Raw genomic sequence first — 26,571 nt, 5'->3', positions numbered from 1 at the left:
GCGCAACGCCGTGCGGGTGGTGGGGGACCGGCGGTTCACCCTCCACGCCCTGGGGTTCGCCTTCGCGTTCGGAGCGCTGTTCTCCTACATTTCCGCGTCCTCGTTCGTGGTTCAGAACGTGCTGGGGTTCAGTGCGCTGGGCTACTCCGTGATCTTCGCGGTGAACGCGTGCGGGTCGATCGCCACGGGAATCCTCAACACACGGCTCGTGGGGTCCCGCGCGCCGCAGCCCCTGCTGCTCGCGGGAGTCTGCGGGCTCGCGGTGTTCTCCACGCTCAACCTCGTGCTCGCACTGCTGGGCGTGGTGGGCACTGCGACCCTCGTGCTGATCTTCCTCGCGCAGTCCTGCATGGGCTTTGTGCTGGGCAACTCCGTGGCCCTGGCGCAGCGCCGGGCGCAGTCCCGGGGGCTCTCCGGCACGGGTGCCGCCGTGGTGGGCACGGCACAGTTTGCGATGGCGGGAGCGGTCACGCCGCTCACGGGGCTCGGGGGAGAGTTCACCGCTGTCCCCATGCTCGTGTGCATGGCGGTGTGCGCCGTGGTCTCGTTGGGGCTGGTGCTCGCGGCCCGGCGGTAGCTGCTGCGTGGCCGGGGGCCGGCCGCGCGGCGTCTTCGTGCCCGTTCCGTGACACCCGTGGCCCAACACCGTCGCAACGAAGCCGAATGGGCGGTGGGACAGGCGTGCGATGTGGTTCACTGTGCCCAGCAGTGACCTGCTTCACAGTTGATCCGTGGCTCCGCGCCTCCCGCTCGAACGAGGGACACCTCCATGCTCGATTCGCTCCAGACCATCCTCGACACGATCGACGGCGTCGTGTGGGGGCCGTTCGTCCTGATGCCGCTGCTGCTCGGGACGGGCATCCTGCTGACCGCCCGGCTGGCGGGGCTGCAGGTCACCAAGCTGATTCCTGCCCTGCGGCTCGCCCTGTTCGAGCGCAAGGACAAGGACGCCCCCGGCGGTGACGTCTCCCAGTTCCAGGCCCTGACCACCGCGCTCGCGGCCACCGTGGGCACCGGCAACATCGTGGGTGTGGCCACGGCCATCTCGATCGGCGGCCCCGGCGCCCTGTTCTGGATGTGGGTCACCGGTGTGCTGGGCATGGCGTCCAAGTACTCGGAGGCGTTCCTGGGCGTGCGCTTCCGCGCCCGGGACGCCAAGGGGGAGATCTCCGGCGGCCCGCAGTACTACCTGTTCCGCGGCATTCCCAATGGCTTCGGGAAGTTCCTCTCCCTGTTCTTCGCGATCGCCGCGGTGCTCGCGTCCTTCGGGATCGGCAACATGACCCAGGGCAACTCGATCTCCGCGAACGTGGAGTCGTCCTTCGGCGTGCCCGTGTGGATCACGGGTCTCGTGCTCGCGGTCATGACCCTGCTGGTGCTCGTGGGCGGCATCAAGTCCATCGGCAAGGTGACCTCCGCGCTGGTGCCCGTGATGATCCTGTTCTACGTGCTGGGCGCCCTGTTCATCCTGGTGGTCAACATCGAGGCCGTGCCCGCCGCGTTCGCCACCATCTTCACCTCCGCCTTCACCGGCCACGCGGCCGTGGGCGGGTTCACCGGCTCGGCCATCATGGTGGTGGTGCAGATGGGCGTGGCACGCGGCATCTTCTCCAACGAGTCCGGCATGGGCTCCGCGGCCATTGCGGCCGCAGCGGCGCAGACCACCCACCCGGTGCGCCAGGGCCTGGTCTCCATGACCCAGACCTTCATCGACACCATCGTGGTGGTGACCTGCACGGGCCTCGTGATCGTGACCACCGGGGTGTGGGAGCAGGGCGAGGATTTCGCGGCCACCATGACCGGCGACGCCTTCAGCCACGGCCTCCCCGGGGCGTGGGGGCACCTGATCGTGACCCTCGGGCTCGTCCTGTTCGCGTACTCCACCATCCTGGGCTGGGCCTACTACGGCGAGCGGTGCATGGAGCGGCTCTTCGGGCGCGGCTCGGTAATGCCCTACCGCGTGTTCTTCTCGGCCGTGGTGTTCGTGGGCTGCAGCGTGCCCCTGGCGATCGTGTGGTCCTTCGCGGACCTGATGAACGGTCTCATGGCCATCCCCAACCTGATCGGTCTGGTGATCCTCTCCGGTCTGGTGGCCCGCGAGACCAAGCACTACCTGCGCAACGACCCGCAGCTGCGCGCCTCCAAGCTGCAGATCGACGGCTTCATGGACGGCCACCCGGGCGCGATCGACAGCTACGTGCTGCCGGGGACCGCGAGCTCGGCCCGCGTGCGCTGACGGCAGCACCTCGGCGTGGCGCCGCCGGAAGCCTCCCCGGAACGGGGTGCTCCGCACGGTGACCCCGCCCGGCACCAGGGCCCCGTGCCCCCGGAGTCTCCGGGTGGCACGGGGCCCTTGGCGTTCCCACGGCGCGCGTCCACACCCGGTGGCAGGCACCGCGGCGCGGTGTGCCCCAGGCCACGACGTCCAGGAATGCCCGTGTACCCTCGTGAGCCATGACCAACAGCTCCACCGCGGTGTCGCCGCCCCACTCCCACTCCGGACCCGCCCGAGGTCTGAGCAACCGCCACATCCAGCTGATCGCGATCGGCGGTGCCATCGGCACCGGGCTGTTCATGGGCTCGGGCCGCACGATCTCCCTGGCGGGCCCCGCCGTGGTGTTCGTCTACATGGCCATCGGCTTCTTCCTCTTCTTCGTGATGCGGGCCATGGGTGAGCTGCTGCTGTCCAACCTGCACTACAAGACGTTCGCGGACTTCGCGGCGGACCTGATCGGCCCCTGGGCAGGGTTCTTCGTGGGCTGGTCCTACTGGTTCTGCTGGATCGTCACCGCGATCGCGGAGCTCGTGGCCATCACCGGGTACGTGCAGTTCTGGTGGCCCACCGTGCCGCTGTGGCTGCCCACGGTGGCGGTGCTGGTCATCGTGTTCCTGCTCAACGCCATGAGCGTGAAGAGCTTCGGGGAGATGGAGTTCTGGTTCGCGCTCATCAAGATCGTGGCCATCCTCGCGCTGATCGTGGTGGGGGCCGTCATGGCCCTCACGCACTTCACGTCCCCGGACGGGCACGTGGCGCAGGTGTCCAACCTGTGGAACGACGGCGGCTGGTTCCCGAACGGGGCCATGGGCGTGGTCGCGGGCTTCCAGATCGCGGTGTTCGCCTTCGTGGGCGTGGAGCTCGTGGGCACCACCGCGGCCGAGGCGCGCGATCCCCGTACCACGCTGCCCCGGGCCATCAACTCCGTGCCCCTGCGCATCCTGATCTTCTACGTGGGCTCCCTGCTGGCCATCCTGGTGGTCACCCCGTGGCGTTCGATCGACCCGGAGCAGTCGCCCTTCGTGGCCATGTTCTCCCTGGCCGGGCTCGGAGCGGCGGCCTCCGTGGTGAACTTCGTGGTGCTGACCTCCGCGATGTCCTCCTCCAACTCGGGGGTGTTCTCCACGTCCCGCATGCTGTTCGGGCTCTCCGCCGAGGGCAGTGCGCCGCGGTTCTTCCGGGGGCTGAACAAGGTGGGTGTCCCCGTGCGCGCCCTGTTCCTCACGGCCCTGGTGCTGCTGCTGACCATCCCGGTGCTCTACGCCGGGGACTCGATCATCGAGGCGTTCACGCTGATCACGTCCGTGGCCTCCACCTTGTTCATTTTCGTGTGGACCATGATCCTGATCTCCTACATCAGCTTCCGCCGGAAGTTCCCGCAGCGCCACGCCGCCTCCGAGTACAAGATGCCGGGCGGTGTGCCCATGTGCTTCGTGGTGATGGCGTTCTTCGCCTTCGTGGTGTGGGCGCTGAGCACGGACAGCGAGACGGCCGCCGGTCTCGTCGCGGTGCCCGTGTGGCTCGCGGTGCTGGGGGTCTCCTGGTTCTTCGTGCGCCGCACGGAGTCCCACCAGCAGGCCTTCGAGTGGTTCAAGCAGGAGGTGTCGGAGCCGGAGACGGCGGCGCCCAGCGATTCGTAACCCGGCGGTAACCTGCCGTGGTGCTCCTCGGCAACGACCGGGGAGCGTGCTTAGGTGGAGGCATGACACGACTGCCCGAACCCCTGACCCTGTCCGGCCCCAACGGCCACGGAGCGGTGCTGAGCTACGGAGCCCACGCACTGTCCTGGGCCCCGGAGGGGCACGAGCCCGTGCTGTGGGTGTCCTCCCGCGCGTACAACGAGACGGGCCGCGCCATCCGGGGCGGCGTGCCCCTGTGCTTCCCGTGGTTCGGCCCCGGCCGCACCGGGGACATGGAGCCCGCCCACGGCTTCGCGCGCATCACGGAGTGGACGCTCGCCGAGCAGGGCGAGGACGAGCAGGGCGACCCGTTCGCCGAGTTCGCCCTCACCTCCGAGGACGTCGCACCGGAGCTGCGCGAGGTGTTCCCCCACGACTTCTCCGCGCGCTTCCGGATGACCGCCGGGCACACGCTCCGCCTGGAGCTCACCGTGACCAACACCGGCTCGGAGACCTTCGAGGTCGAGGAGGCCCTGCACACCTACCTGCACGTGGGGGACTCCGAGCGGGTCACGGTGTCCGGGCTGGAGGGCGCCTCCTACTACGACAAGGTGGCCAAGGAGCAGCGCGTCCAGCAGGGCGAGCTGCGTCTCACGGGGGAGACCGACGCCGTGTTCGCCCACCGCGGCGAGGTGCGCGTGGCGGATCCCGCGCTCGGCCGTGAGCTCGTGATCGGCAAGGAGGGCTCGGACAGCACCGTGGTGTGGAACCCGTGGGCGGACAAGGCCGTGGGCATGAGCGACTTCGCGGACGACGAGTGGAAGACCATGCTGTGTGTCGAGGCCGGCAACGTCATGGGTTCCCCGGTGCGCCTGGCGGCGGGGGAGACCCACACCATCGCCCAGGTGGTCGAGGTGCGGGAGCTCCCCGCCGAGCAGTAGGCGACGCCGCGGCTCAGCGGCCCGTGGTGGCCGCGGGGCCCGGCGCGGAACCGGTCTCGGACAGCGCCGGGTTCGGGGAGCTGAGGTCCACCGTGTGGTGCAGCTGCGCGTCCAGCGCCCCGGGGTGGGTGCCCATGAACTCGTTGATCTGCTCCGTGGTGGCGTTGAACGTCGGGTCGTGGTCCAGGTACAGCTTGGTCTCCCGCACCACCAGCCCGGACAGCAGCACCAGTCCGATCAGGTTGGGGATGGCCATGAGCCCGTTCATGATGTCCGAGAACGTCCACACGAGCGCCAGGGGTGCCAGGGCACCCAGGCCGGCCGCGACCGAGAAGATCACCCGGTACACGATGGCCGCGCGGGCGCCCGCGAGCCGCTCCACGTTGCGCTCTCCGTAGTAGGCCCAGCCGAGCACCGTGGAGTAGCCGAGCAGCACCAGGCAGATCGTCACGATCGTGCCGCCCCACTCGCCGGGCAGCCCGGTGGCGAACGCGCGGGAGGTCATGGTCGCGGGATCCCCCTCGGTCCACATCCCGGTGGTCAGGATCACGAAGCCCGTGATGGAGATGACCACCAGAGTGTCCACGAACGTCTGCGTCATGGACACCAGGCCCTGGCGCACGGGGTGGCTGGTCTGCGCGATGGACGCAGCGATCGAGGCCGTGCCCATCCCGGACTCGTTGGAGAACAGGGACCGGGCCGCACCCATCTGGATGGCCACGAGCACCGTGGACCCCACGAAGCCCCCGGCCGCCCCCATGGGGGTGAACGCACCGGAGAGGATCAGCCCCACGGCCTCGGGGATGCCCTGGTAGTTCACGCCGATGATGTAGAGCCCGAAGCCGATGTACAGCACGATCATGAGCGGCACCATGAACGTGGTGACCTTGGCGATCGACTTGATGCCGCCCACCAGTGCCAGGCCGGTGCCCACGCCCAGGACGACCGCGGTGGCCACGGGCGGGACGCTGAACGAGTGCTCCAGGTTGGAGGCGATCGCGTTGCCCTGGGTCATGTTGCCGATCCCGAACGTGGCCACCACGCAGCACACCGCGAACATCACGGACAGGAACCGGCCGAACTTGTTGGGGATGCCGCGCGCCAGGTAGACCTGCGGGCCGCCCGTGAGCTGGCCCGCGGTGTCACGGGTGCGGAAGCGCACGCCCAGGAAGCACTCCGCGTACTTGGAGGCCATGCCGAACAGCGCGGTGATCCACATCCAGAAGAGCGCGCCGGGCCCGCCGATCGAGATGGCGGCGGCCACACCCACGATGTTGCCGGTGCCCACGGTCGCGGCCAGCGCGGTGGACATGGCCGCGAACGAGGAGATGTCCCCCTTCTCGCCGCTCGCGCGGGAGCGGCGCCCGAACCCCAGGCTCATGGCCTTGGTGAACAGGCGGAGCTGGATGCCGCGCAGGCGGATGGTCATGAAGACGCCCGTGCCGAAGAGCAGGGGCAGGAGCAGCCACGGCCCCCAGATCAGGTCGCGAACGGTGTCCAAGCTGCTTTGCAGGGATTCCATGGGGGTACGGAACTTTCCGTGAGAGGCACGTCGAATTGGTGACCAACCTAGCAGTCGCCTTCCGTTCCGCGGCGTACAGGCCGCGTGGCCCACGGGAAACGACGACGCCGCCCGGTGACCTTCTGTGCGAAGGCCCTCGGGCGGCGTCGTGGTGGAACGGGGTGGGACTACTTCTTCTGCATCATCAGCGCGGCGCCGATGGCGGAGAGGAAGACGTCCTTGGAGAGGGAGATGCCGGCCTCGGAGGGGCGGATGCCGTCCTCCTGGGTCATCTGCGGGTTGCGGAAGTACATGGACAGCAGCCCGGCGCTGAACGCGAGCAGCCCCGCGCCGGCCAGGCGCTTGGACACGAACGGGGTGAGCAGCGCACCGCCGATGGCGAGCTCCGAGCCCGCGACGAACGTGGCGAAGGTCTTGGGGTCCCACTCCGCGAACTGCGGCACGCCCGTGGCGGCGAACTGCTGGAGGCCCTCGGCGGACTGGGCGTCCATGCTGAGCTTGCCGTAGCCGGACTGGAGCAGGTAGGCGCCGGGGACACCGCGCAGGATGGCGTTGGAGATGCGCATGATCGAGCCTTTCGTCGTGGAGCGGCGGGGGTCTCGCGGGGGCGTGAGCACCTCCACCGGGGATCGCTGAACATGCTAACAGCGGGGACTTTCCGGGGGTCGGGGCAGGCGCCATGCCCACAGCGAACGACCGGCGCGGGTCCGCGCGGCGCTGTCTAGGGTGGTGCCACGCTGCGCGCACCGCGCGCTCACGAAAGGAGAACCCGTGGACATCACCACCATGAAGAAGATCCTCCTGGTCCTGACCAGCCAGGACACCCTGGGCGAGACGGGCGAGGCCACCGGCTACAACGTGGCGGAGGCGGCCCACCCGTGGAAGGTGTTCCGGGACGCCGGCTATTTCGTGGACTTCGCCTCCATCGCGGGCGGTCAGCCACCGCGGGACGCCGTGCAGGAGGACGATCCCGTCCAGGTGGAGTTCACGCAGGACGAGACCGCCAAGGCCTCCCTCTACAACACCCCCAAGGTCTCCGTGGTGGATCCCTCCCAGTACGACGCCGTGTACCTGGTGGGCGGGCACGGCACCATGTGGGACTTCACCGGCCACGAGGGGCTGCAGAAGCTCGTGGCCGCCGTCTACGACTCCGGCGGAGTGGTGGGCGCCGTGTGCCACGGCCCGTCCGGGCTGGTGGACGTGGAGCTCTCCAACGGCGTGAACCTGCTCTCCGGGCGGAAGGTGGCCGCGTTCACCACCGCCGAGGAGGAGGAAGTGGGCAAGAAGGACACGGTGCCCTACCTGCTGCAGGACAAGCTCGAGGAGCAGGGCGCCACGGTCAAGGTGGCGGATAACTGGGAGGAGAACGTCCAGGTGGACGAGCGCCTCGTCACCGGGCAGAACCCGCAGTCCGCGGCCGGTGTGGCCAAGGAGATGACCAAGCTGCTCACCGAGGTGGTGCGCGAGCAGAAGGCCGAGGAGGAGCAGGCCGCACAGGACCTGCGCGCCGAGCACGACGCCGAGAAGGCCGACGACGAGGACTGAGCGTCCCGGGCACGGTCCGCAGCGGGGCCGGGGGCGACGCCGCGGCGTCGCCCCCGGCCCTGACTCATTCGTGAACCCCCTGGCCGGGGGTGCCCGCCCCGGGTGAGACTGGGGGCGTCCGCACGGAGATCGACGCCCAGGAGTCCCCATGTCAGAGTTCACCTCACGAACAGCGCTGGTCACCGGAGCGGCCTCCGGGATCGGGGCGGCAATCGCCATGCACCTTGCCCGGCAGGGCGCCAAGGTGGTGGTCACGGACGTGGACTCCACGGGGATCGACGACGTGGTGCAGGCCATCATGGCTGCGGGCGGGGACGCCGCCGGGATCCGGCAGGACGTCTCCAGCAGGGACGACGCCGCCGCGGCCGTGGACTTCGCGGTGCAGACCTACGGCGGGCTGCACTACGCCGTGAACAACGCCGGTGTGGGCGGGCAGACCGAGGCGCTCGGGGAGACCGACCTCGAGGCGTGGGAGCGCACGGTGGCGATCGACCTGCACGGTGTGGCCTACGGGATGCACGCCCAGCTGCCGGTGATCGAGCAGCACGGGGGCGGGGCGATCGTGAACGTGGGCTCCATCCACTCCACGGTGGCCACCTCCGTGGGCAACAGCGCCTACACCACCGCCAAGCACGGGTTGGTGGGGCTCACCAGGCAGACCGGTGTGGACTACGCGGAGCGGGGGATCCGCGTGAACGCGGTGGGGCCGGCGTACATCGACACCCCGCTGCTGAAGAACCTCCCGCCGCAGGTGCTCGCGGAGCTGATCGCCAAGCACCCCATGGGCCGGCTGGGCACGCCCGAGGAGGTGGCGCAGCTGACGGTGTTCCTGCTCTCGGACGCGGCCTCCTTCATCACCGGCTCCTACTACCTGGTGGACGGCGGGTACACCGCGGTGTGAGCCGTGCTGTCGTGGCGGGTGTGAGGCGGCTCGCACGTGCGGGCACTGCGTGGGGTGTAGACTCGAGCAGTTCCCCCGTGCACAGCGCGGGGTAGAAGGCGCGCCGGTCCTAGGCGCGCAGACCGCGCCCCGTGTGGCGCGTGCGCGTGAAATCGTTTTGCGCGGACCAACCCTGAAAGACGTTCCTTGTCTCATTCTTTCGAAGACCTCGGTGTGCCCGAGGCGCTTTCCTCTGATCTCGCCCGCGTGGGCATCACGGAAGCTTTCCCCATCCAAGAGAAGACCCTCCCCGATTCCCTGGCCGGGCGGGACGTGCTCGGCCGCGGCCGCACGGGCTCCGGCAAGACGGTGGCGTTCGCGCTGCCGCTGGTCTCCCGCCTCGCGGGTCTCGCCCCCGGCTCCAGCCGGGTGTCCCGCCGTGCGAACCGCCCCACCGGTCTGGTGCTGGCCCCCACGCGGGAGCTCGCCACCCAGATCGACCGCACCGTGGCTCCGCTGGCCAAGGCCGCGGGCCTGAACACCACCGTGATCTTCGGCGGCGTCTCCCAGAAGCACCAGGAGAAGGCGCTCGCCAACGGTGTGGACATCGTGGTGGCCTGCCCCGGGCGTCTCGAGGACCTCATCAAGCAGGGCCTGCTCACGCTCGACGACGTCCGCGTCACCGTGCTGGACGAGGCCGACCACATGGCCGACATGGGCTTCCTGCCCGTGGTCACCCGCATTCTCTCCAAGACCCCGCAGGGCTCGCAGCGGCTGCTGTTCTCCGCCACGCTGGACAACGGCGTGGACGTGCTGGTCAAGAAGTTCCTCAAGGACCCGGTGCTGCACTCGGCGGACAATGCCCAGGCCGCGGTGACCACCATGGACCACCAGGTGCTGGTGACCCATGCGGACGACAAGCAGGCCCTCATCGAGGCGCTCGCCTCCGGCACGGGCCGGCGCATGATGTTCACGCGCACCAAGTACCGCGCCAAGAAGATGGCCAAGAAGCTCAGCCAGGCCGGCATCCCCGCCGTGGACCTGCAGGGCAACCTGTCCCAGGGTGCCCGCGACCGCAACCTCGGGGCGTTCTCCGACGGTGACGTGCGCGTGCTCGTGGCCACGGACGTCGCCGCCCGCGGCGTGCACGTGGACGACGTCGAGCTCGTGGTCCACATCGACCCGCCCGCCGAGCACAAGTCCTACCTCCACCGCTCCGGGCGCACCGCGCGCGCAGGTGCCTCCGGTGCCGTGATCACGATCGCCACCACCGAGGAGCGCTCGGACGTCAACAAGCTCATGAAGAAGGCCGGCGTCACGCCTCGCGTGGACGAGGTGGCACCGGACTCCGAGATCGTCAGGGAGCTCGTGGGCGAGCGGGCCGAGCTCGTGGCCTACGCACCGGCTCCCACCCAGCAGAACGGTGGCGGCAACCGCTCGGGCGGCCGCTCCGGCGGGTCCCGTCAGGGCGGTGGCCGCTCCGGTGGTGGACGCGGCAGTGCCCAGCGTTCCGGCCAGGGCTCCGCCCAGCGCTCCGAGCAGGGCGCGGGTCAGGGTTCCGGCCGCAGCGGTGGCCGCTCGGGCGGCGGTCGCACCGACTCCGCCCGCGGCGGGGCTCCCGCGCGCAACGGCGGCGGCCGGACCTCGTCCCCGCGTCGCGGTTCCGGCGACGCCGCCGGGTCCGGTTCCGGGCGCACGGCATCCTCCCGTTCCTCCCGCGGTGGCTCCGCCCAGCGTGGCCAGTCGGCGGGTCAGGTGCCGGACCGTGCGATGGCCGCGGCGCAGCGGCGTCGTGCGAACAACCGTTCGGGGCAGTCGGCGCGCTGACACCCCGGTGCACCACAGCAGAACCCCCGGCTCGACGTCATCGAGCCGGGGGTTCTCTGCTGCCGGGGTCCGTGCTTCCGGGGCGGAACGCACGGTTGTCTCCCTGACGTGACGGGGGGCGTGCGTGGCGTCCCGCGCCGTCGTCGCCCTGGCGGCGCATGGCGCGCGTGCGCCCGGTGAGCTCTGGCGCCGGTCGGGCGCGTGCGGGTCAGGCCGGCGGCGTGAGCGAGCGAAGGAACTCGAGCGTGACGTCCTCGTGGGAGTCCACGAACACGCGGTGCGGGCCGTCCGGGACGGGCTTGTCGCCCGGGACCACCACCACGGTCATGCCCGCGGCCACCGCGGCGCGGACGCCCGGTTCCGAGTCCTCCACGGCCACGCAGTTGCGCGGCTCCACCCCGAGCAGCTCCGCGCCGCGCAGGTACGGCTCGGGGTCCGGCTTCGCGTGGGTGACGTCGTCGTGGGAGACGATCCGCGTGAGCACCTCCGGGGCACCCTCGGCGGTGTGACGGGCGATCACGGTGAGCGCATTGGTGACGATCGCGGCGGGGATCCCCGCGTCCCGCAGCTCGACCAGCAGGGCGCGGACGCCGGGCAGGAAGGGGATCTCGTCGCCCATGCTCTCGAGCACGTGCTGGGCGAGCCGCTCGGTGATCTCCTCCACGGAGTCGGGGGCGCCCCGGTCCACGAACGTGCGCGCGGCGTCCTGCACGGTGCCGCCGAGTGTGGCGTGGTCGTCCGTCACGCTCCAGCTCTGGCCGTAGTGCTCGGCCACGGCCCGCTTGGCCTGGGCCCACTGGGGCTCGGTGTCCACCAGGGTGCCGTCGTGGTCGAAGAGAACGGCCTGGGGGTACGTCATGGCTGCCTTTCGGTGCGGTGCTGCGGGAATGGCGTTCTGCGGCGGAGCAGCGGGTGCGGCTCGCGGGTCGTGCGGTGCCCGCGGGGGCTCAGCTCGGCCGGGCGGAGCCGCACTGTGCCGGTGCGGTCCGGCGTGCTGGAACGCGGCCAGTCTAGTGGCGGCGGGGCGCGGGTACCCAGGCCACCAGAGGCGGGGCCCCGGGCCATGGTGCGCGGGGCCCGGGGCGTCAGGGGCGAGGGCGCAGAGAGCGCAGGAACTCAAAGGTCACGTCTGCGTGCTCGCGGACGTGCACCACGCCCGGCCCCTCCGGAACCTGCTGCACACCGGGCACCACCACCGTGGTGATGCCGGCGGCCACTCCCGCGGCGGCTCCCGAGGGGGAGTCCTCGAGCACCACGCAGTCCTCGGGGTTCACGCCGAGACGCCGGGCGGCCTCGAGATAGGCATCCGGATCCGGCTTGGCCTTCACGCCCTGCGCCACCTCCTCGTCCCCGATGATCACCCGGAACAGGTTGTCCGGCGCGAGTCCCGCGGTGTAGCGCGCTACCTCGGACGTGGCGTTGGTGACGATCGCGGCGGGGATGCCCGCGCAGTCCAGCTCGTCCAGCAGCGGCCGGATGCCGGGGATGAACGTGGGCGGGTTCTGCTCCAAGACCTCCGCCAGGACACCGAAGAGATCCCGGAAGACCTGCTCCGGGGTGCCGGGCACCCCGAGCTCGGCGAGGCGCTGCACCGTGGCGGCCAGCGGTCGGCCCAGGGTGTCCTGCGTGTCCTGCTCCGTCCACTGCCCGCCGTGGGCGGCCACCAGGCGCTGCTTGCCCAGCTCCCACAGGGGCTCGGTGTCCACCAGGGTTCCGTCGTGGTCGAAGAGCACTGCGCGGGGGAAGTCTGTGGTGGTCATGCTCTCCACGCTACGCGCCGGTGCCGACATCCCCACCGTCCTACGATGGGTCCATGAGCTCCCCGGATCGCCCGTCCGCCGTCCCGTCCAGGCCGGGGTCCGCGTTCTCGCGCGGCTTCCCCGTGGTCATGGTGGTCATGGCCGTGCTGCTGGCACTCTGGGTGGGCTTCGGCCGGGGGATCGTGGGGCTGCTGGGCGCCCTCACCCCCGTGTACGCGGTCGCGCTCGCCCTTCCCATCCTGGTGCTGCACGTGGTTGCGGCCGCCCTGTTCCGCCGGGACAGCCTGAACTACCCCTCGCACGCGGTCACCGGGCGGACGATCGCCACGGCCGTGGCCTCCTGGGTCATCACGTGGGGCCTCGGCTTCTTCCTCCCGGACTCCACGCCGGAGGGCATGCGCTCCGTGTTCACCCACGTGACGGGGGACGAGTACCTCGAACTGGGATACGGGTTCGTGAACATCCTCGGGGTGCTCTCGGTGGCCACGGCGGTGGCCCTGGTGCTGCTGGCGGTCACGGAGCTGCGGGTCACGGCGCGCAGACTGCGGGGCGAGCCGCTCACGGAGGACGAGCGCCTGGACCGGCTCGAGCGCGACCAGGAGCAGGACGCCCCAGGCCCTGCCACGACACATGATTCCGGGGCCGTTGCCGCTTCCCGTGCGTGCACCACGCCGCGGGGCCCCGCGAGCGGGACCGGGGACGAGGCGCGGGCGGACCGGGCGGCGTCGTCGGGGGAGCAGCGGTGACCGTCGCCCTGCGCACCGAGCGGCTGACCCTGCGGGGCTACGACGCCGCGGACGCCCCCTTCGTCCTGGACCTCTACTCCCGGGCGGAGGTGCAGCGGTGGCTCGGAGACGGCACCCAGCGGGTGCGGACCCTGGCCGCGGCGGGGGAGAAGATCGAGCGCTGGAACGAGCTGCACGGCAGCCACCCCGTGCACGGCGTGTGGCTCGTGAGCACCCACGAGGGTGGGCCCCTGGGGACCCTGCTGCTCAAGCCCATTCCGGATTCGGGCGCGGACACCGCCCACGACATCGAGATCGGGTGGCACCTCCACCCCCGGGCGTGGGGCCACGGCTACGCCACCGAGGCCGCCCGGGGCGTGCTGGAGCACGCCTTCTCCGCGGGAGTCACACGCGTGGTCGCCGTGACCTACCCCGGCAACCAGGCTTCACAGGCGGTCTGTCGGCGGCTGGGCATGCGGTCGCTCGGACTCAGCCGCGCCTACTACGACGCCGAGTGCGCGCTCTTCGAGATCACTGCCCCGGCCGACGCCAGCGCCCCTGCAACGGGCCGCACGTCGTCGGGCCCCGGGGCTCCCGGAGACCACGGGCCCGCGGAGCGCACGGCTGCAGACGCAGAACCCCCGGGCCGGGACGTGGGACGTCGGTGCGGGAGCGACGGGCCGGGCGGCGTCGTCGACGGGTCGCGGGACAACCGGGGCAGGTCGTGACCGGGAACCCGGACCTGGTGACCGGCGAGGACGGCCTCGCCCGGCCGGTGTGGGCCGCGACCGACCCGCTGCTGCGCGAGTACTACGACACCGAGTGGGGCATGCCGGTGCGGGACGAGGCCGGGCTGTACGAGCGGATCGTGCTGGAGGGGTTCCAGGCCGGGCTCTCGTGGCGCACGGTGCTCGCCAAGCGGCCCGCGTTCCGCGAGGTGTTCCACGGCTTCGACCCGGATGCCGTGGCCGCGATGACCGAGGCGGACGTGGCACGGCTCATGGGGGACGCCCGGATCATCCGCAACGAGCGCAAGATCCGCGCGGCCGTGACCAACGCCCGGGCGACCGTGGCGCTGCGGGAGCACGAGGGCCTCGTGGCACTGGTGTGGTCGTACCAGCCAGGGCGCACGCCCGAACCGGCGCGCTTCGCGGAGGTGCCCACCACCTCGGAGGAGAGCACCGCGCTGTCCAAGGAGCTGAAGCGGCGGGGGTTCGCGTTCGTGGGGCCCACCACCGTGTGCGCACTCATGGAGGCGATCGGCATGGTGGACACGCACCTGCTGGGCAGCCACCGCAGGGGGTCGTCCGGGGTCTGGGCGGGATAGCCGACCGCGGAACAACCTGTGGAAAACTCTTCCCTTCTGAGGTTGAGCGGGGTAGACTCAAGGCAAGTGACAAACCTTTAGTCAAGCAAAGGAGATGCCGTGGACACCAAGTTCACCACCAAGTCTCAAGAGGCCCTGAACGCCGCGGCCACGAACGCCGCCACGGCGGGCAACCCCACCATCGAACCCGCCCACCTGCTCAAGGCCCTGATGGACCAGCGTGACGGTGTGGCCGTCGCCGTCCTGCAGGCCACGGGAGCGAACGCCGACTCCGTGTCCCTCAAGGCCAGCTCGCTCATCAAGGCGTTGCCGAGTGCCTCCGGGGCTTCCACCGCCCAGCCGCAGCTGGGCCGCGGTGCCCTGCAGGCGCTGCAGGCCGCGGAGAACTACGCGCGCGAGCTGCAGGACGAGTACGTCTCCACGGAGCACATCCTCTACGGACTCGCGGCCGGCCACGACAAGACCGCGGAGGCCCTCTCGAGCGCCGGGGTCACGGCCGAGGCGCTCGCGGAGGCCATTCCTCAGGTGCGCGGAGACCGCCGGGTCACCAGCCCGGATCCCGAGGGCACCTTCCAGTCGCTCGAGAAGTACGGCACGGACCTCACCGCGATCGCCCGGGACGGCAAGCTGGACCCCGTGATTGGCCGTGACTCGGAGATCCGCCGCGTGGTGCAGGTGCTCTCACGCCGCACCAAGAACAACCCCGTGCTGATCGGTGAGCCCGGCGTGGGCAAGACCGCCGTGGTCGAGGGTCTCGCGCAGCGCATGGTGGCCGGGGACGTCCCCGAGTCCCTGCGCGGAAAGACCCTGATCTCTCTGGACCTCGGGTCCATGGTGGCGGGTGCCAAGTACCGCGGTGAGTTCGAGGAGCGGCTCAAGGCCGTCCTGGACGAGATCAAGAAGTCCGAGGGCCAGATCGTCACGTTCATCGACGAGATCCACACAGTGGTCGGTGCGGGCGCGTCCGAGGGCTCCATGGACGCCGGCAACATGCTCAAGCCCATGCTGGCCCGCGGTGAGCTGCGCCTGATCGGTGCCACCACGCTGGACGAGTACCGCGAGAACATCGAGAAGGACGCCGCCCTGGAACGCCGCTTCCAGCAGGTCTACGTGGGGGAGCCCTCGGTGGAGGACACCGTGGCCATCCTGCGCGGGCTCAAGGAGCGTTACGAGGCGCACCACAAGGTGCAGATCGCGGACTCCGCGCTGGTCGCCGCCGCGCAGCTGTCCACCCGGTACATCCCCAGCCGCCAGCTGCCGGACAAGGCCATCGACCTGATCGACGAGGCCGCGTCCCGGCTGCGCATGGAGATCGACTCCGCCCCGGAGGAGATCGACGAGCTGCGCCGCGCCGTGGACCGCCTCACCATGGAGGAGCTCGCGCTGGACGGCGAGAGCGACCCCGCCTCCGTGGAGCGCCTGGCCGCCCTGCGCCAGGACAAGGCGGACAAGCAGGCCGAGCTGGACGCGCTGAACGCCCGGTGGGAGTCGGAGAAGGCCGGTCTGAACCAGGTGGGCGAACTCAAGGCCCGGATCGACGACCTGCGCTCGCAGGCCGAGCGCGCCCAGCGCAACGGCGACCTCGGCGAGGCCTCCCGCCTGCTCTACGGCGAGATCCCCGCCGCTCAGAAGGAGCTCGACGCCGCCCAGGCCCAGGAGGACGCGAGCGGACTGAGCGAGGACACCATGGTGTCCGAGGAGGTCACCGCGGACGACATCGCCGAGGTCATCTCGGCGTGGACGGGCATCCCTGCAGGCAAGATGCTGCAGGGCGAGTCCGAGAAGCTGCTGCACATGGAGGACGTCCTGGGCAAGCGGCTGATCGGGCAGCGCAAGGCCGTGACCGCCGTCGCGGACGCGGTGCGCCGCTCCCGGGCAGGCATTTCCGACCCGGACCGGCCCATCGGCTCGTTCATGTTCCTGGGTCCCACGGGCGTGGGCAAGACCGAGCTGGCCAAGTCCCTGGCGGAGTTCCAGTTCGACGACGAGCGTGCGCTGATCCGCATCGACATGTCCGAGTACTCGGAGAAGCATTCCGTCTCCCGGCTGGTCGGTGCTCCTCCCGGGTACGTGGGCTACGACGAGGGTGGTCAGCTCACCGAGGCCGTGCGGCGCCGCCCGTACTCCGTGGTGCTGCTGGACGAGGTGGAGAAGGCCCACCCCGAGGTCTTCGACATCCTGCTGCAGGTGCTGGACGACGGCCGCCTGACCGACGGCCAGGGCCGCACCGTGGACTTCCGCAACGTGATCCTGATCCTCACCTCCAACATGGGCAGCCAGTTCCTGGTGGACCCCACCCTGGAGGACAAGGCCAAGAACGACGCCGTGATGGGCGTGGTGAACGCGTCCTTCAAGCCGGAATTCCTCAACCGGCTGGACGACATCATCATGTTCGAGCCGCTGAGCACCGAGGACCTCGCGAAGATCGTGGATATCCAGGTGGCCCAGCTGGCCACGCGTCTCGCGCAGCGCCGCCTGGCACTGGTGGTCACGCCCGCGGCGAGCGAGTGGCTGGGCATGACCGGCTACGACCCCGCCTACGGCGCCCGCCCGCTGCGCCGGCTCGTGCAGCGCGAGATCGGCGACCGCCTGGCCAAGGGCCTGCTGTCCGGGGCCATCCTGGACGGGGACACCGTGGTGGTGGACGTGGACCCGGACGTCGCCGAGGACGGCCTCACGGTCACAACCGAACGGGGCGGCTCCGCAGCATCCCGGGCCATGGGCGACGACGACATCGTGCACGCGGAGATCGTGGACGAGTGACCGTTGCGCCCACCCGGTGACCGGTTGCCGGGCACGGGGCGCCGGTGAGGAATCCCTCCGCGCCGGCGCCCTCGTCCCGGCCCACCCAGGGCCGCCGTGCGACGCAGCGGGGAACCGCCCGGCGCCCGTTCTCCGGCCCCCTGTGGCAGCCCGGGGACGGGCCGAAGCGGGGTCGAATCCGGGCCCGTCCACGGCGGCGGCACGCCCCTGCGCCGCCCCGGATCGGCCGGGGGTGAACGCACAGGTGGCCGGTACGCGAGAAGCGTTCAAAACATGTACCCTGGACTCACGAAAAACTGACAAGACACTCCGGGGCCGTTCTGTGTGCTCAACACGGCACCGCCCACCGGACACGAGACGCAGAGGGGGTCACGCCATGGGGCGCGGCCGTCAAAAGGCGAAGGCGACACGACAGGCGCGGGAGATCAAGTACTTCAGCCCGCAGACCGACTACTCGGCCCTGCAGCGCGAGCTGCGAGGCACGACACCGTCCTCCCGAGCCGTGGACCACGAGGAACGACCCGAGGACGAGGACGACTACTCGACCTACGTGGAGAAGTACTCCGACTACGACTGACCCGGCGTCCGGCGCGGTGAGCGCGCCGCTCGACTTCAGCACAGCAACGAACCGCCCACACCGCCGTGTGGGCGGTTCGTTGCGTACCGTCGGTCAGTCGGCGTAGTCGCCGGTCATCAGCACGCCGCCACCGGCCACGCCCTTGGCGCCCTGCACCCAGTCGGTGCCGTGCCGGGCGGCGTCCGGGTCCACGGGGCCCACGCGGCCCATGACCCACGAGGGGAGACCGCGCTCGTTGAGGTGGGCCACGGCGGCGTCGGCCACTGCCGGGTCCACGATCGCGACCATGCCCACCCCGAGGTTCAGTGTGCGCTCCAGGTCCGGCTGTGGCACGTTGCCCAGCTCCGCCACCAGGCGGAAGACCGGCGGCAGGGACCATGTGGAACGGTCCACGGTGGCCTGCAGGTCCGCGGGGAGCACGCGGGCGAGGTTGGCCGCCAGGCCTCCGCCGGTCACGTGGGAGAAGCCGCGCACGCCGTGGCCCGTGGCGCCGTCCTCCCCGTTGACGGGGAAGGTTCGGGCGAGGTCCAGGACGTCGGCGGCGTAGACGCGGGTGGGCTCCAGCAGCTCCTCGCCCAGGGTGCGGCCCAGCTCGCTGACCTGCCGGTCCAGCTGCCAGCCGGCCACGTTGATGACCCGGCGCACCAGGGAGTAGCCGTTGGAGTGCAGGCCGGAGGAGGCCATGCCGATGATGACGTCCCCGTCCTGCACGCGCTGCGGGCCGAGCAGCTCGTCGGCCTCGACCACGCCGGTGGCGGCGCCGGCGACGTCGTACTCGTCCACTCCGAGAAGGCCGGGGTGCTCCGCGGTCTCCCCGCCCACCAGTGCGGTGCCGGCGGCCTCGCAGGCGGCGGCGATGCCCCGCACGATGCCGGCGATGCGCTCGGGGACCACCTTGCCGGTGGCGATGTAGTCGGTCATGAACAGGGGCTTGGCGCCCACCACCACGATGTCGTCCACGACCATGCCCACGAGGTCCCACCCGATGGTGTCGTGGATGTCCAGGGACTGGGCGATGGCCACCTTGGTGCCCACTCCGTCCGTGGACGTGGCCAGGTACGGCTTGCGGTAGGCGGTGAGCTCCGAGACGTCGAAGAGACCTGCGAACCCGCCCACGCCGCCCACCACGCCGGGCGTGTGGGTGGCCTTCACGGCGGCCTTCATGAGCTCGACGGCGCGGTCCCCGGCGTCCACGTCCACGCCGGCACTCGCGTACGTGACGGACTGGGGCTCGTGGGGCTGCTGGCTCATGCGCGGGTCTCCTGGGTGGCGGCGTCGTCGGATCGGTCGGTGAGGGGCTCCACGAGGTCCGCGGAGGTCTCCGCGTGGGCACCGGGAGCCTCGAGGACGGCCTTGCCCAGGCGGTCCGCCTTGGGCAGCGCCGTGGGGTACTCGCCGGAGAAGCACGCCGTGCACAGGTTGCCGCGGGACTGCGCGGTGGCCTCGATCATGGCGTCCTCGGAGATGTAGCCCAGGGAGTCCGCTCCCAGGGAGGCGCGGACGTCCTCCACGGTGAGGCCGTTGGCGATCAGCTCGGCCGGGGAGGCGAAGTCGATGCCGTAGAAGCACGGCCACTTGATGGGCGGAGAGGAGATCCGCACGTGGATCTCCGCGGCTCCGGCCTCCCGCAGCATCCGCACCAGGGCGCGCTGGGTGTTGCCGCGCACGATCGAGTCGTCCACGACCACCAGGCGCTTGCCCGCCACGATCGAGCGCAGGGGGTTGAGCTTGAGCCGGATGCCGAGCTGGCGGATGGTGTCCGAGGGCTCGATGAACGTGCGCCCCACGTAGGAGTTTTTCACTAGGCCGTGGCCGAAGGGGATCCCGGCGGCCTCCGCGTAGCCGATCGCGGCCGGGGTGCCGGACTCCGGGGTGGGCATCACGAGGTCAGCGTCCACCGCGTGCTCCTGCGCGAGCCGGCGCCCCATCTCCACGCGGGACTCGTACACCGAGCGGCCGTTGATGGTGGTGTCCGGGCGCGCGAGGTACACGTACTCGAAGACGCACCCGGCGGGCGTGGGCTCCGCGAAACGGCTCGAGCGCAGCCCGTTCTCGTCGATCGCGATGAACTCGCCGGGCTCGACCTCGCGCACCAGGGAGGCGCCCACGATGTCCAGCGCGGCGGTCTCGGAGGCCACCACCCAGCCGCGTTCGAGGCGGCCCAGCACGAGCGGACGCACGCCCAGCGGATCGCGGGCGGCGTAGAGGGTGGTCTCGTCCATGAACGTGAGGCAGAACGAGCCCACGAGCTGGGGGAGCAGCTTCATGGCTGCTTCCTCGAGCGAGTTGAGGGGGTGCTCGGCCAGCAGGGCTGTGATCAGGGCGGTGTCCGTGGTGTTGCCGCGCGCCATCTCACCCCGGGAGGGGAACCCGGACTTGTCCAGCAGCAGGTCGTAGAGCTCCGCGGAGTTCGTCAGGTTGCCGTTGTGCGCGAGCGCCAGGGTGCCGTGCGGCGTGGCCCCCAGGGTGGGCTGCGCATTGGCCCAGTGGGAGGCGCCCGTGGTGGAGTACCGGGCGTGGCCCACGGCCAGGTGCCCCTTGAGGGTGTTGAGGGTGGTCTCGTCGAAGACCTGGGACACGAGCCCCATGTCCTTGTAGACCGAGATCCGCTCGCCGTCCGAGGTGGCGATGCCCGCGGACTCCTGCCCGCGGTGCTGCAGGGCGTAGAGACCGTAGTAGGTCAGCTTGGCGACGTCCTCGCCGGGAGCCCACACGCCGAACACGCCGCACGCGTCCTGGGGGCCTTTCTCACCGGGAAGAAGGTCATGGGAGAGTTTTCCGTCAGCTCGAACCACGAGAGACAGTGTCTCACGAGTGCGTGCGGTGCCCGCCTTCGTGAACGTCCTCGACCTCGGCGGACGCGTTCCGTGAGCGCTTCAACGAGACCCGGTCCAGCAGCAGGCCCACCACGGCACCCAGGGTGGCACCCAGGATCAGGAACATCATGAGGAAAAAGCCGATGATTGCCGCGCGGGTATAGGCGATCGAGCCGGGGCCGAGCGCCCCCACGAGGAGCCCCACGAGGGCGCCGACCGCGGCGCCGGTGGCCACGAACGCCAGGAGGTTGGGGGCGCGGCGCACCGTCACTTCCTGCGTCCGGGACACGGACTGCGGCTGTCGGTCGGGGGTTTCGGGGCTCGCGGAACTCATGGTCTCCAGGCTATCGCGCGTTCCGGGGACCGCGCGCCGAGCCCGCTGAGGGCGGGCTGGCGATCCGCTGGGAGTTGGTGTCACCCGAACAGCGGCAGCCACGCACTGAGGTCCGTGCGGGTTCCCGACGCCGCCACGGTCCCCTCCGCGACCGCGTGCGCCCAGGTCTCGGCGCCCGTGGCGAGGGCCAGCCAGGTGGCCGCGTCCGTCTCCACCACGTTGGGAGGGGTGCCGCGGGTGTGCCGTGGCCCGGGGACGCACTGGGTCACGCCGAAGGGCGGCACACGCACCTCCACGGAGTTGCCCTCGGCCCGGGAGCCGAGCTCCTCGAGGCAGTAGCGCACCGCGGTGGCGGTGGTGCGCCGGTTCGCGTTCTCGGGGTCCCGGCGCCAGCGCGCGAGCGCGAGGGAGCCGTCCGCGGGGTCGATCCTGCGTCGCATGCCAGGGCTGTCCTCAGGCCATGAGGTCGAGCAGCGGCTGGGCGAGCTCGATGGCGCCCACCGGCTGCCCGGCCGCGGTGACGGGGTGCGTGACGCGCGCGAGGACGCGGTCGGCGTCGGCCCGGGAGATGGCGCCCGCGTGGACGAGCAGGTTGAGGCCCACCAGGGAGTTGGCGCGGGAGGAGCCGTCGAGCATCTTGATGGCCACGGACCACCCGGAGCGGGTGCCGAGGCCCAGCACGCCCTCGGCGCCCAGCTTGGTGATCACGTCCAGCTCCTCCATGACCACGGTGTTGGAGCGGCCCGGGCCCTGGACGTACTCGGGGTAGTCGAGCATGGAGGTGGCCACGGTGGCGGCGCGGGCGTCCGCCTGGATGTTGCGCGCGGCGCGGCCCAGCGTGGAGTACATGCGCGCCAGACCGGTCAGGGAGATGGCCGTGAGCGGCGCTCCGCAGCCGTCCGCCCCCAGGTGCGCCACCGTCTCGCCGGAGAACTCCTCGATGGTCTCCACCACGAGCTGCTGCAGCGGGTGGGCCGGGTCCAGGTAGGAGTCCGTGGGCCAGCCGTTGGTCACGCACGCGAGCAGGAAGGCCGCGTGCTTTCCGGAGCAGTTCATGCACATCCGGTTCTTGCCGCGCTCGGTGCGGATCAGCCACGCGCGGGTGTCCTCGTCCTCGGGCCAGTCCGGCGGGCACTGCAGGGCCTCGGGGCCCAGGTCCGCGGCCTTCAGGATCGAGCTCACGGCATCCAGGTGGTCGAACGTGCCGGTGTGCGACGCCGCCGCGATCGCCACCTGCTCGCCCCGCAGCGCCGCCCCGGCCTTCATGGAGGCGATGGCCTGGAACGGCTTGAGCGTGGAGCGGGGGAAGATCGTCTCCTCCGGGGCGCCCACGGAGAACGCCACGGACCCGTCCGGGGCGAGCACCACGGCGGAACCGCTGTGGCGGGACTCCACGTATCCGCTGCGCTGCACCACCGCGAGTTCGACGGCCTGGTCCGAGCTGAAAGTCTGCATGGCCCCAGTATGACAGCGGGGCGCGCACCCCCGTTGCCCTCGTCAGGGCCCCTGCCGATACGCTGAGCGCGTGAAGGTTTTGGTGGTGGGCCCAGGCGGCCGCGAGCACGCGATGATCATGTCCCTGCTGCGGGACCCGCACGTCAGCGAGGTCCACGCTGCCCCCGGCAACGCCGGGATCGCCCAGGACGTCCCCGTGCACCCCCTCAACGCCCAGGACCCTGAGGCCGTGGTGGCGCTCGCGCGGGACCTGGCCGCGGACCTCGTGGTGGTCGGTCCGGAAGCGCCGCTCGTGGCCGGTGCCGCGGACGCCCTCACCGAGGCGGGGATCCCGGTCTTCGGCCCGTCCCGCGAGGCCGCCCGCATCGAGGGCTCCAAGGCGTTCGCCAAGGAGGTCATGGCCGCCGCCGGTGTCCCGACCGCGCGCGCCGTCGCCACCTCGGACCTCGCCCGGGTGCGCGAGGCGTTCGAGGAGTTCGGCGCGCCCTACGTGGTCAAGGACGACGGGCTGGCCGCGGGCAAGGGCGTGGTGGTCACGGAGGACCGGGACCGCGCCGAGGCGCACGCCCGGGAGTGCCTGGACGCCGGCGGATCGGTGCTCGTGGAGGAGTTCCTGGACGGCCCCGAGGTCTCGCTCTTCGTGCTCAGCGACGGCACCCACGTGGTGCCCCTGCAGCCCGCGCAGGACTTCAAGCGCGTGCGGGACGGGGACCAGGGCCCCAACACCGGCGGCATGGGCGCCTACACGCCGCTGGACTGGCTGCCCGAGGGGTTCACCCAGGAGGTCGTGGACCGCGTGGCCCGCCCCGTGGTGGACGAGCTGCGACGCCGCGGCACCCCGTTCACGGGCGTGCTCTACTGCGGTCTGGCCGTGACCTCCCGGGGCACACGGGTCATCGAGTTCAACGCGCGCTTCGGGGACCCCGAGACCCAGTCCGTCCTGGCCGTGCTGCAGACGCCGCTGGGTCAGCTGCTGCTCGACGCCGCCCGGGGACGCCTCGACGAGGACCGGGCCCTCGAGTGGGCGCCCGGGGCGTCCGTGACGATCGTGCTCGCCGCGCACAACTACCCCGGTGCCCCGCGCAAGGGGGACGTGATCACCGGACTGGAGGACGCCGCCCATGAAGCGGACACCTGGGTGGTCCACGCCGGCACGGATCGCAACGAGGCCGGTGAGCTGGTCTCCGCCGGTGGCCGGGTGCTCGCCGTGGTGTCCCGCGGTGCGGACCTGCGGCAGGCGCGGGAGCGCGGTTATCGTGGGATGGAGCACATCACCCTGGACGGATCGCACTACCGCACGGACATCGCGCTCGCGGCGTCCGAGGGGCGGATCGAGACCCCGGTGACCCCGGCGGCGTCGTCCCCCGGGGCGGAGCACGCACCAGCGGTGGACGGACGGCCCGCGGCGGACGCGGCAGAGGAGCAGGCATGAGCGAGCACGGCACACCCCGCGAGATCCCCGGCTGGAAGCACGTCTACTCGGGCAAGGTCCGGGAGCTGTACGTCCCGGACGAGTCCCGCCTGGCGGCCACGGGGGCAGCCATCCACGACGACGCCGAGTACCGCGCGGGCGCCGTGCTGGTGGTCGCGAGCGACCGGATCTCCGCGTTCGACCAGGTGTTGCCCACCGAGATCCCCGACAAGGGCACGATCCTCACGCAGCTGTCCCTGTGGTGGTTCCAGCAGCTGGACGGGATCCCCAACCACATCCTCTCCACGGACGTCCACGAGTCCGTGCGCGGGCGCGCCGTGGTGTGCAAGAACCTCTCGATGTTCCCCGTGGAGAACATCGTGCGCGGCTACCTCACCGGCTCCGGGCTCAAGGACTACCGGGCCACGGGCGCGGTGTGCGGGATCGAGCTGCCGGAGGGGCTGCAGGACGGCGACCGCCTGGAGCAGCCCATTTTCACGCCCACGGGCAAGGCCGAGCTGGGTGAGCACGACGAGCCCATCACCTACCGGGAGATGGCCAACGTGGTGGGCAACTCCGTGGCGGACCGGCTGAGGGAGCTCTCCCTGAAGATCTACACGCGTGCCGAGCGGATCGCCCGTGAACGGGGAATCATCGTGGCGGACACCAAGGTGGAGTTCGGCCTGGACTCCTACCGCGGGGCCATCACCCTGGGGGACGAGGTGCTGACCCCGGACTCCTCGCGGTTCTGGGACATGGAGACCTACAAGCCGGGCCGCTCCCAGCCGTCCTTCGACAAGCAGTACATGCGTGACTGGCTGCGTTCGGACGCCTCCGGCTGGGACGGCCACGGGCCGGTCCCCGCGCTGCCCGAGGACGTGGTGGCCAAGACGCGCGAACGCTACGTGGAGGCCTACGAACGGCTCACGGGTCGGGCGTTCGACCCCCGCGGCGGCTTCTTCGAGGTGACGGGCCCCGCCGACGCCTGAGCCCCGCGCGCAGGCAGGGAGAGCGGCGTCGGTCTCTCGGGCCTCGGCGTCAGCCGTTCCAGCGGCCGCGGGCCATGTCCACCTGCACCCAGTGCGCGCAGGTGGTTCTGAGGGCCGTTCCCTCGCTCTCGTAGTGCTCCCGCGCGGCGATCTGCAGCCGGTCCGGCAGAGTGCCGTCGGCCCGCACCACGCGCCACCACGGCACGTCCTCGCCGGCCTGGCCCAGGCTCATGATGCGCGCCGCCAGCCGGGGGCTTCCGAGCTGCGCCAGCTCGGCCACGTCCCCGTAGCTGAGCACGGTCCCGGACGGGATGCCCAGCACGACGCTGCGCACCGCCTCGACCGCAGCCTCACCGCGGCGGGTCTGCTCCGCGCCTGGTCCGCTCACGCGGCGGGGATCCGCACGTCCAGGTGCCACACGTGGTTCTGCGGGCCGTAGTCCACCTGGCCGTTCAGCAGGGCCACGCGTTCCCGGATGCCCCGCAGACCGAAGCCGGAGGCCAGTTCGTGGCGCTGCGGGTCCACGGCACCCTGGGACACCCGGTTCTCGGTGTGGATGCACACGGCAGAGTCCTGCACGCCCAGCCGCACCAGGCAGGGTGACCCCGCGGGCGCGTACTTGATCATGTTGGTGGATGCCTCCTGCAGCACCCGGGCCGCGGTGCCGCGGATGGATGTGGGGATATCGTCCACGCCCTCTCCCACCTCGAACTCCGGCACCAGTCCCGCCTGGTTCAGGCTCGACTCGAGGGTCCGGACCACGCCGTGCAGGGAACCGGTGGTCAGGCCCGAGGCGCTGCCCCGCTCCTCGGTGGCCTCCCCGGCGTCATCCGCGCCGGGGGAGTCCCGCAGGATGTGCAGCAGCGTCCGCAGCTCGGTCAGCCCGGAGCGGGCCGCGGCGTCCATGGTGTCGATGGTGCGGTGCAGCTCGGCGGGGTCCGTCTGCCGCTGGGAGCCTGCCGCCTGCATGGTCACCAGGGTGAGCTCGTGGGCCACCACGTCGTGCAGGTCGCGCGCCAGGGCCAGCCGCTCCTGCTCGCGCAGGCGCTGGTGCGTGGCCTCCATGACGGCGAGCCGGCGGGCGTTGAGCCGGTACTGCCCCAGGAAGAAGCGCACGGCCACGCCGATCAGCGCGGCGATGCCCAGGGGGATGCCCAGCGCCCAGAAGAAGTCCGTGCTCTCCAGCACCCAGGCCGTGACCGCCACCCAGGCAGCGTTCACGACAAGGTGGGCGACCAGCGCTGCGCGGCCGAGCATGGCCACGGCGCCGACCATCACCACGCAGCCGCACAGCAGGGCCACGGAGTACTCGTCCAGCACCAGGCACAGGGCGTAGGAGGGGACGATGGCCAGGGCGCTCGCCGCGGCGGACCACGCGAGCAGCGCAACCGCGCCGTAGCTCAGGACGATCCACGCCGAGATCAGGGCGGCCGTCGTGGGAGGCAACGCCGACCACTCCAGGAGGTGGAGGTCGTCGAAGGCCGCCACGGCGGCGAACAGCACCAGGGCGATGCGCAGCCAGCTGGGCAGCCCCCCGGTCCGTACGGTGTGAACCCCGTCCGTCACGGCGGGGGCGGAACTCACCGGGGGTTGCAGTAAATGGGGAAGAAGCGGCAGAGCGCGTGGCCCGGTCCGCGCACCGAGTCACCGGAGGAGACCGCCAGGGCGGGGCCGGCGGAGGCGAAGAGCATGGAGAACACGAGGGCGGCGGCAGCGGCCGCGCGGAGAGGAGAGGTGCGGCGGGCAGGTGAGGCCGCGGCGTCGAGATCCTGCGAATGCTGAGTCATGTGCGCAAGTTTATGATC

General features: G+C 71.2%; 25 protein-coding genes and 1 pseudogene. 14 read left to right on the top strand and 12 right to left on the bottom strand.

The genetic code is table 11. The features are described from left to right. From QL985_RS05285 to QL985_RS05270, 4 genes and pseudogenes are all read left to right on the top strand, one after another. Positions 1-577, top strand: a pseudogene (locus QL985_RS05285) (multidrug transporter); the annotation flags it as partial. A 192-nt stretch (positions 578-769) separates the two neighbouring features. Next, positions 770-2,236, top strand: a complete 1,467-nt coding sequence (locus QL985_RS05280; RefSeq protein ID WP_059281721.1) for an alanine/glycine:cation symporter family protein — start codon at positions 770-772, stop codon at positions 2,234-2,236. Between the two features lie 218 nt (positions 2,237-2,454). Beyond that, positions 2,455-3,915 carry an amino acid permease gene (locus tag QL985_RS05275; RefSeq protein ID WP_059281722.1) on the top strand — a complete coding sequence of 487 codons (1,461 nt, stop codon included), beginning with the start codon at positions 2,455-2,457 and terminating at the stop codon, positions 3,913-3,915. A 62-nt stretch (positions 3,916-3,977) separates the two neighbouring features. Further along, positions 3,978-4,835 carry a D-hexose-6-phosphate mutarotase gene (locus QL985_RS05270; RefSeq protein WP_059281723.1) on the top strand — a complete coding sequence of 286 codons (858 nt, stop codon included), beginning with the start codon at positions 3,978-3,980 and terminating at the stop codon, positions 4,833-4,835. 13 nt (positions 4,836-4,848) lie between these two features. Here QL985_RS05270 and QL985_RS05265 read toward each other — a convergent pair whose 3' ends face one another. Beyond that, a complete protein-coding gene (locus tag QL985_RS05265; protein WP_059281724.1) occupies positions 4,849-6,357 on the bottom strand; it encodes a sodium:alanine symporter family protein in 1,509 nt (502 codons plus the stop codon). A 167-nt stretch (positions 6,358-6,524) separates the two neighbouring features. Then, on the bottom strand, positions 6,525-6,923 hold the full coding sequence (locus tag QL985_RS05260) for a DoxX family membrane protein (protein WP_019310009.1): 399 nt from the start codon (positions 6,921-6,923) through the stop codon (positions 6,525-6,527). Between the two features lie 205 nt (positions 6,924-7,128). On the opposite strand from QL985_RS05260, the gene QL985_RS05255 reads away from it, so the two are divergent. The 3 genes from QL985_RS05255 to QL985_RS05245 all read left to right on the top strand — a co-directional run bounded on the left by QL985_RS05255 (position 7,129) and on the right by QL985_RS05245 (position 10,609). Next, positions 7,129-7,902 (top strand): type 1 glutamine amidotransferase domain-containing protein, encoded by a 774-nt coding sequence (locus tag QL985_RS05255; RefSeq protein WP_082698393.1) that lies wholly within the window; start codon positions 7,129-7,131, stop codon positions 7,900-7,902. Positions 7,903-8,050: 148 nt separating this feature from the next. Next, positions 8,051-8,803: an SDR family oxidoreductase gene (locus tag QL985_RS05250; RefSeq protein ID WP_059281725.1), complete on the top strand. Its 753-nt coding sequence runs from the start codon at positions 8,051-8,053 to the stop codon at positions 8,801-8,803. 186 nt (positions 8,804-8,989) lie between these two features. Next, positions 8,990-10,609, top strand: a complete 1,620-nt coding sequence (locus tag QL985_RS05245; RefSeq protein WP_059281726.1) for a DEAD/DEAH box helicase — start codon at positions 8,990-8,992, stop codon at positions 10,607-10,609. 208 nt (positions 10,610-10,817) lie between these two features. Here the strand turns inward: QL985_RS05245 and QL985_RS05240 are convergent, their stop codons facing one another. Beyond that, positions 10,818-11,468 (bottom strand): HAD family phosphatase, encoded by a 651-nt coding sequence (locus tag QL985_RS05240; RefSeq protein WP_059281727.1) that lies wholly within the window; start codon positions 11,466-11,468, stop codon positions 10,818-10,820. Between the two features lie 226 nt (positions 11,469-11,694). Next, positions 11,695-12,369 (bottom strand): HAD family phosphatase, encoded by a 675-nt coding sequence (locus QL985_RS05235; RefSeq protein ID WP_135010753.1) that lies wholly within the window; start codon positions 12,367-12,369, stop codon positions 11,695-11,697. 53 nt (positions 12,370-12,422) lie between these two features. Between QL985_RS05235 and QL985_RS05230 the strand changes: the two genes are divergently transcribed. From QL985_RS05230 to QL985_RS05210, 5 genes are all read left to right on the top strand, one after another. After that, a complete protein-coding gene (locus QL985_RS05230) occupies positions 12,423-13,115 on the top strand; it encodes a hypothetical protein (RefSeq protein ID WP_039102005.1) in 693 nt (230 codons plus the stop codon). Next, on the top strand, positions 13,112-13,822 hold the full coding sequence (locus QL985_RS05225) for a GNAT family N-acetyltransferase (RefSeq protein ID WP_052239357.1): 711 nt from the start codon (positions 13,112-13,114) through the stop codon (positions 13,820-13,822). The genes QL985_RS05230 and QL985_RS05225 overlap by 4 nt, the downstream gene beginning before the upstream one ends. Further along, positions 13,819-14,421: a DNA-3-methyladenine glycosylase I gene (locus tag QL985_RS05220; protein WP_257744867.1), complete on the top strand. Its 603-nt coding sequence runs from the start codon at positions 13,819-13,821 to the stop codon at positions 14,419-14,421. The genes QL985_RS05225 and QL985_RS05220 overlap by 4 nt, the downstream gene beginning before the upstream one ends. Before the next feature lie 99 nt (positions 14,422-14,520). Next, positions 14,521-17,184, top strand: a complete 2,664-nt coding sequence (clpB, locus tag QL985_RS05215; RefSeq protein WP_257744868.1) for an ATP-dependent chaperone ClpB — start codon at positions 14,521-14,523, stop codon at positions 17,182-17,184. Positions 17,185-17,560: 376 nt separating this feature from the next. Beyond that, entirely contained in the window at positions 17,561-17,761 is a 201-nt protein-coding gene (locus QL985_RS05210; RefSeq protein WP_019310020.1) for a DUF3073 domain-containing protein, read from the top strand. 93 nt (positions 17,762-17,854) lie between these two features. Here QL985_RS05210 and purM read toward each other — a convergent pair whose 3' ends face one another. The 5 genes from purM to QL985_RS05185 form a co-directional block, all read right to left on the bottom strand. Next, entirely contained in the window at positions 17,855-19,012 is a 1,158-nt protein-coding gene (gene purM, locus QL985_RS05205) for a phosphoribosylformylglycinamidine cyclo-ligase (protein WP_124109135.1), read from the bottom strand. Continuing rightward, complete coding sequence (purF, locus tag QL985_RS05200; protein WP_135010756.1) at positions 19,009-20,556, bottom strand: amidophosphoribosyltransferase; 1,548 nt, start codon at positions 20,554-20,556, stop codon at positions 19,009-19,011. The genes purM and purF overlap by 4 nt, the downstream gene beginning before the upstream one ends. Before the next feature lie 13 nt (positions 20,557-20,569). Then, positions 20,570-20,911, bottom strand: coding sequence for a DUF2273 domain-containing protein (locus QL985_RS05195; protein ID WP_019310023.1), 342 nt, complete (start codon positions 20,909-20,911; stop codon positions 20,570-20,572). Positions 20,912-20,991: 80 nt separating this feature from the next. Beyond that, the gene (locus QL985_RS05190; protein WP_039102010.1) at positions 20,992-21,351 is read right to left on the bottom strand and encodes a sterol carrier family protein; all 360 of its coding nucleotides are present in this window, start codon (positions 21,349-21,351) and stop codon (positions 20,992-20,994) included. Positions 21,352-21,364: 13 nt separating this feature from the next. Continuing rightward, positions 21,365-22,366: an asparaginase gene (locus QL985_RS05185; protein WP_039102012.1), complete on the bottom strand. Its 1,002-nt coding sequence runs from the start codon at positions 22,364-22,366 to the stop codon at positions 21,365-21,367. Positions 22,367-22,436: 70 nt separating this feature from the next. On the opposite strand from QL985_RS05185, the gene purD reads away from it, so the two are divergent. Further along, entirely contained in the window at positions 22,437-23,798 is a 1,362-nt protein-coding gene (purD, locus tag QL985_RS05180; protein WP_208546988.1) for a phosphoribosylamine--glycine ligase, read from the top strand. Beyond that, positions 23,795-24,766 (top strand): phosphoribosylaminoimidazolesuccinocarboxamide synthase, encoded by a 972-nt coding sequence (locus QL985_RS05175; protein WP_039102014.1) that lies wholly within the window; start codon positions 23,795-23,797, stop codon positions 24,764-24,766. Before purD ends, QL985_RS05175 begins: the two co-directional genes overlap by 4 nt. 49 nt (positions 24,767-24,815) lie before the next feature. Here the strand turns inward: QL985_RS05175 and QL985_RS05170 are convergent, their stop codons facing one another. From QL985_RS05170 to QL985_RS05160, 3 genes are read right to left on the bottom strand one after another with little or no spacing between them, the layout of a single operon-like run. Then, positions 24,816-25,154, bottom strand: coding sequence for an MGMT family protein (locus QL985_RS05170; protein ID WP_135010758.1), 339 nt, complete (start codon positions 25,152-25,154; stop codon positions 24,816-24,818). Beyond that, positions 25,151-26,350, bottom strand: a complete 1,200-nt coding sequence (locus tag QL985_RS05165; protein WP_235005127.1) for a histidine kinase — start codon at positions 26,348-26,350, stop codon at positions 25,151-25,153. Before QL985_RS05165 ends, QL985_RS05170 begins: the two co-directional genes overlap by 4 nt. After that, entirely contained in the window at positions 26,347-26,553 is a 207-nt protein-coding gene (locus tag QL985_RS05160; protein ID WP_039102017.1) for a hypothetical protein, read from the bottom strand. Before QL985_RS05160 ends, QL985_RS05165 begins: the two co-directional genes overlap by 4 nt. Positions 26,554-26,571: the final 18 nt, after the last annotated feature.

It is taken from the genome of Kocuria sp. APC 4018, from assembly GCF_030407675.1.
Classification (GTDB): Bacteria; Actinomycetota; Actinomycetes; order Actinomycetales; family Micrococcaceae; genus Kocuria; species Kocuria rhizophila.
Note: the sequence above shows the minus strand (reverse complement) of the source record. Positions and strands in the feature narration are given on the sequence as shown.

Coding starts and splice junctions, on each gene's coding strand:
- QL985_RS05280 (WP_059281721.1), top strand. CDS start 770: ATGCTCGATTCGCTCCAGACCATCCTCGACACGATCGACGGCGTCGTG.
- QL985_RS05275 (WP_059281722.1), top strand. CDS start 2,455: ATGACCAACAGCTCCACCGCGGTGTCGCCGCCCCACTCCCACTCCGGA.
- QL985_RS05270 (WP_059281723.1), top strand. CDS start 3,978: ATGACACGACTGCCCGAACCCCTGACCCTGTCCGGCCCCAACGGCCAC.
- QL985_RS05265 (WP_059281724.1), bottom strand. CDS start 6,357: ATGGAATCCCTGCAAAGCAGCTTGGACACCGTTCGCGACCTGATCTGG.
- QL985_RS05260 (WP_019310009.1), bottom strand. CDS start 6,923: ATGCGCATCTCCAACGCCATCCTGCGCGGTGTCCCCGGCGCCTACCTG.
- QL985_RS05250 (WP_059281725.1), top strand. CDS start 8,051: ATGTCAGAGTTCACCTCACGAACAGCGCTGGTCACCGGAGCGGCCTCC.
- QL985_RS05240 (WP_059281727.1), bottom strand. CDS start 11,468: ATGACGTACCCCCAGGCCGTTCTCTTCGACCACGACGGCACCCTGGTG.
- QL985_RS05235 (WP_135010753.1), bottom strand. CDS start 12,369: ATGACCACCACAGACTTCCCCCGCGCAGTGCTCTTCGACCACGACGGA.
- QL985_RS05230 (WP_039102005.1), top strand. CDS start 12,423: ATGAGCTCCCCGGATCGCCCGTCCGCCGTCCCGTCCAGGCCGGGGTCC.
- QL985_RS05210 (WP_019310020.1), top strand. CDS start 17,561: ATGGGGCGCGGCCGTCAAAAGGCGAAGGCGACACGACAGGCGCGGGAG.
- purM (WP_124109135.1), bottom strand. CDS start 19,012: ATGAGCCAGCAGCCCCACGAGCCCCAGTCCGTCACGTACGCGAGTGCC.
- QL985_RS05195 (WP_019310023.1), bottom strand. CDS start 20,911: ATGAGTTCCGCGAGCCCCGAAACCCCCGACCGACAGCCGCAGTCCGTG.
- QL985_RS05190 (WP_039102010.1), bottom strand. CDS start 21,351: ATGCGACGCAGGATCGACCCCGCGGACGGCTCCCTCGCGCTCGCGCGC.
- QL985_RS05185 (WP_039102012.1), bottom strand. CDS start 22,366: ATGCAGACTTTCAGCTCGGACCAGGCCGTCGAACTCGCGGTGGTGCAG.
- QL985_RS05175 (WP_039102014.1), top strand. CDS start 23,795: ATGAGCGAGCACGGCACACCCCGCGAGATCCCCGGCTGGAAGCACGTC.
- QL985_RS05160 (WP_039102017.1), bottom strand. CDS start 26,553: ATGACTCAGCATTCGCAGGATCTCGACGCCGCGGCCTCACCTGCCCGC.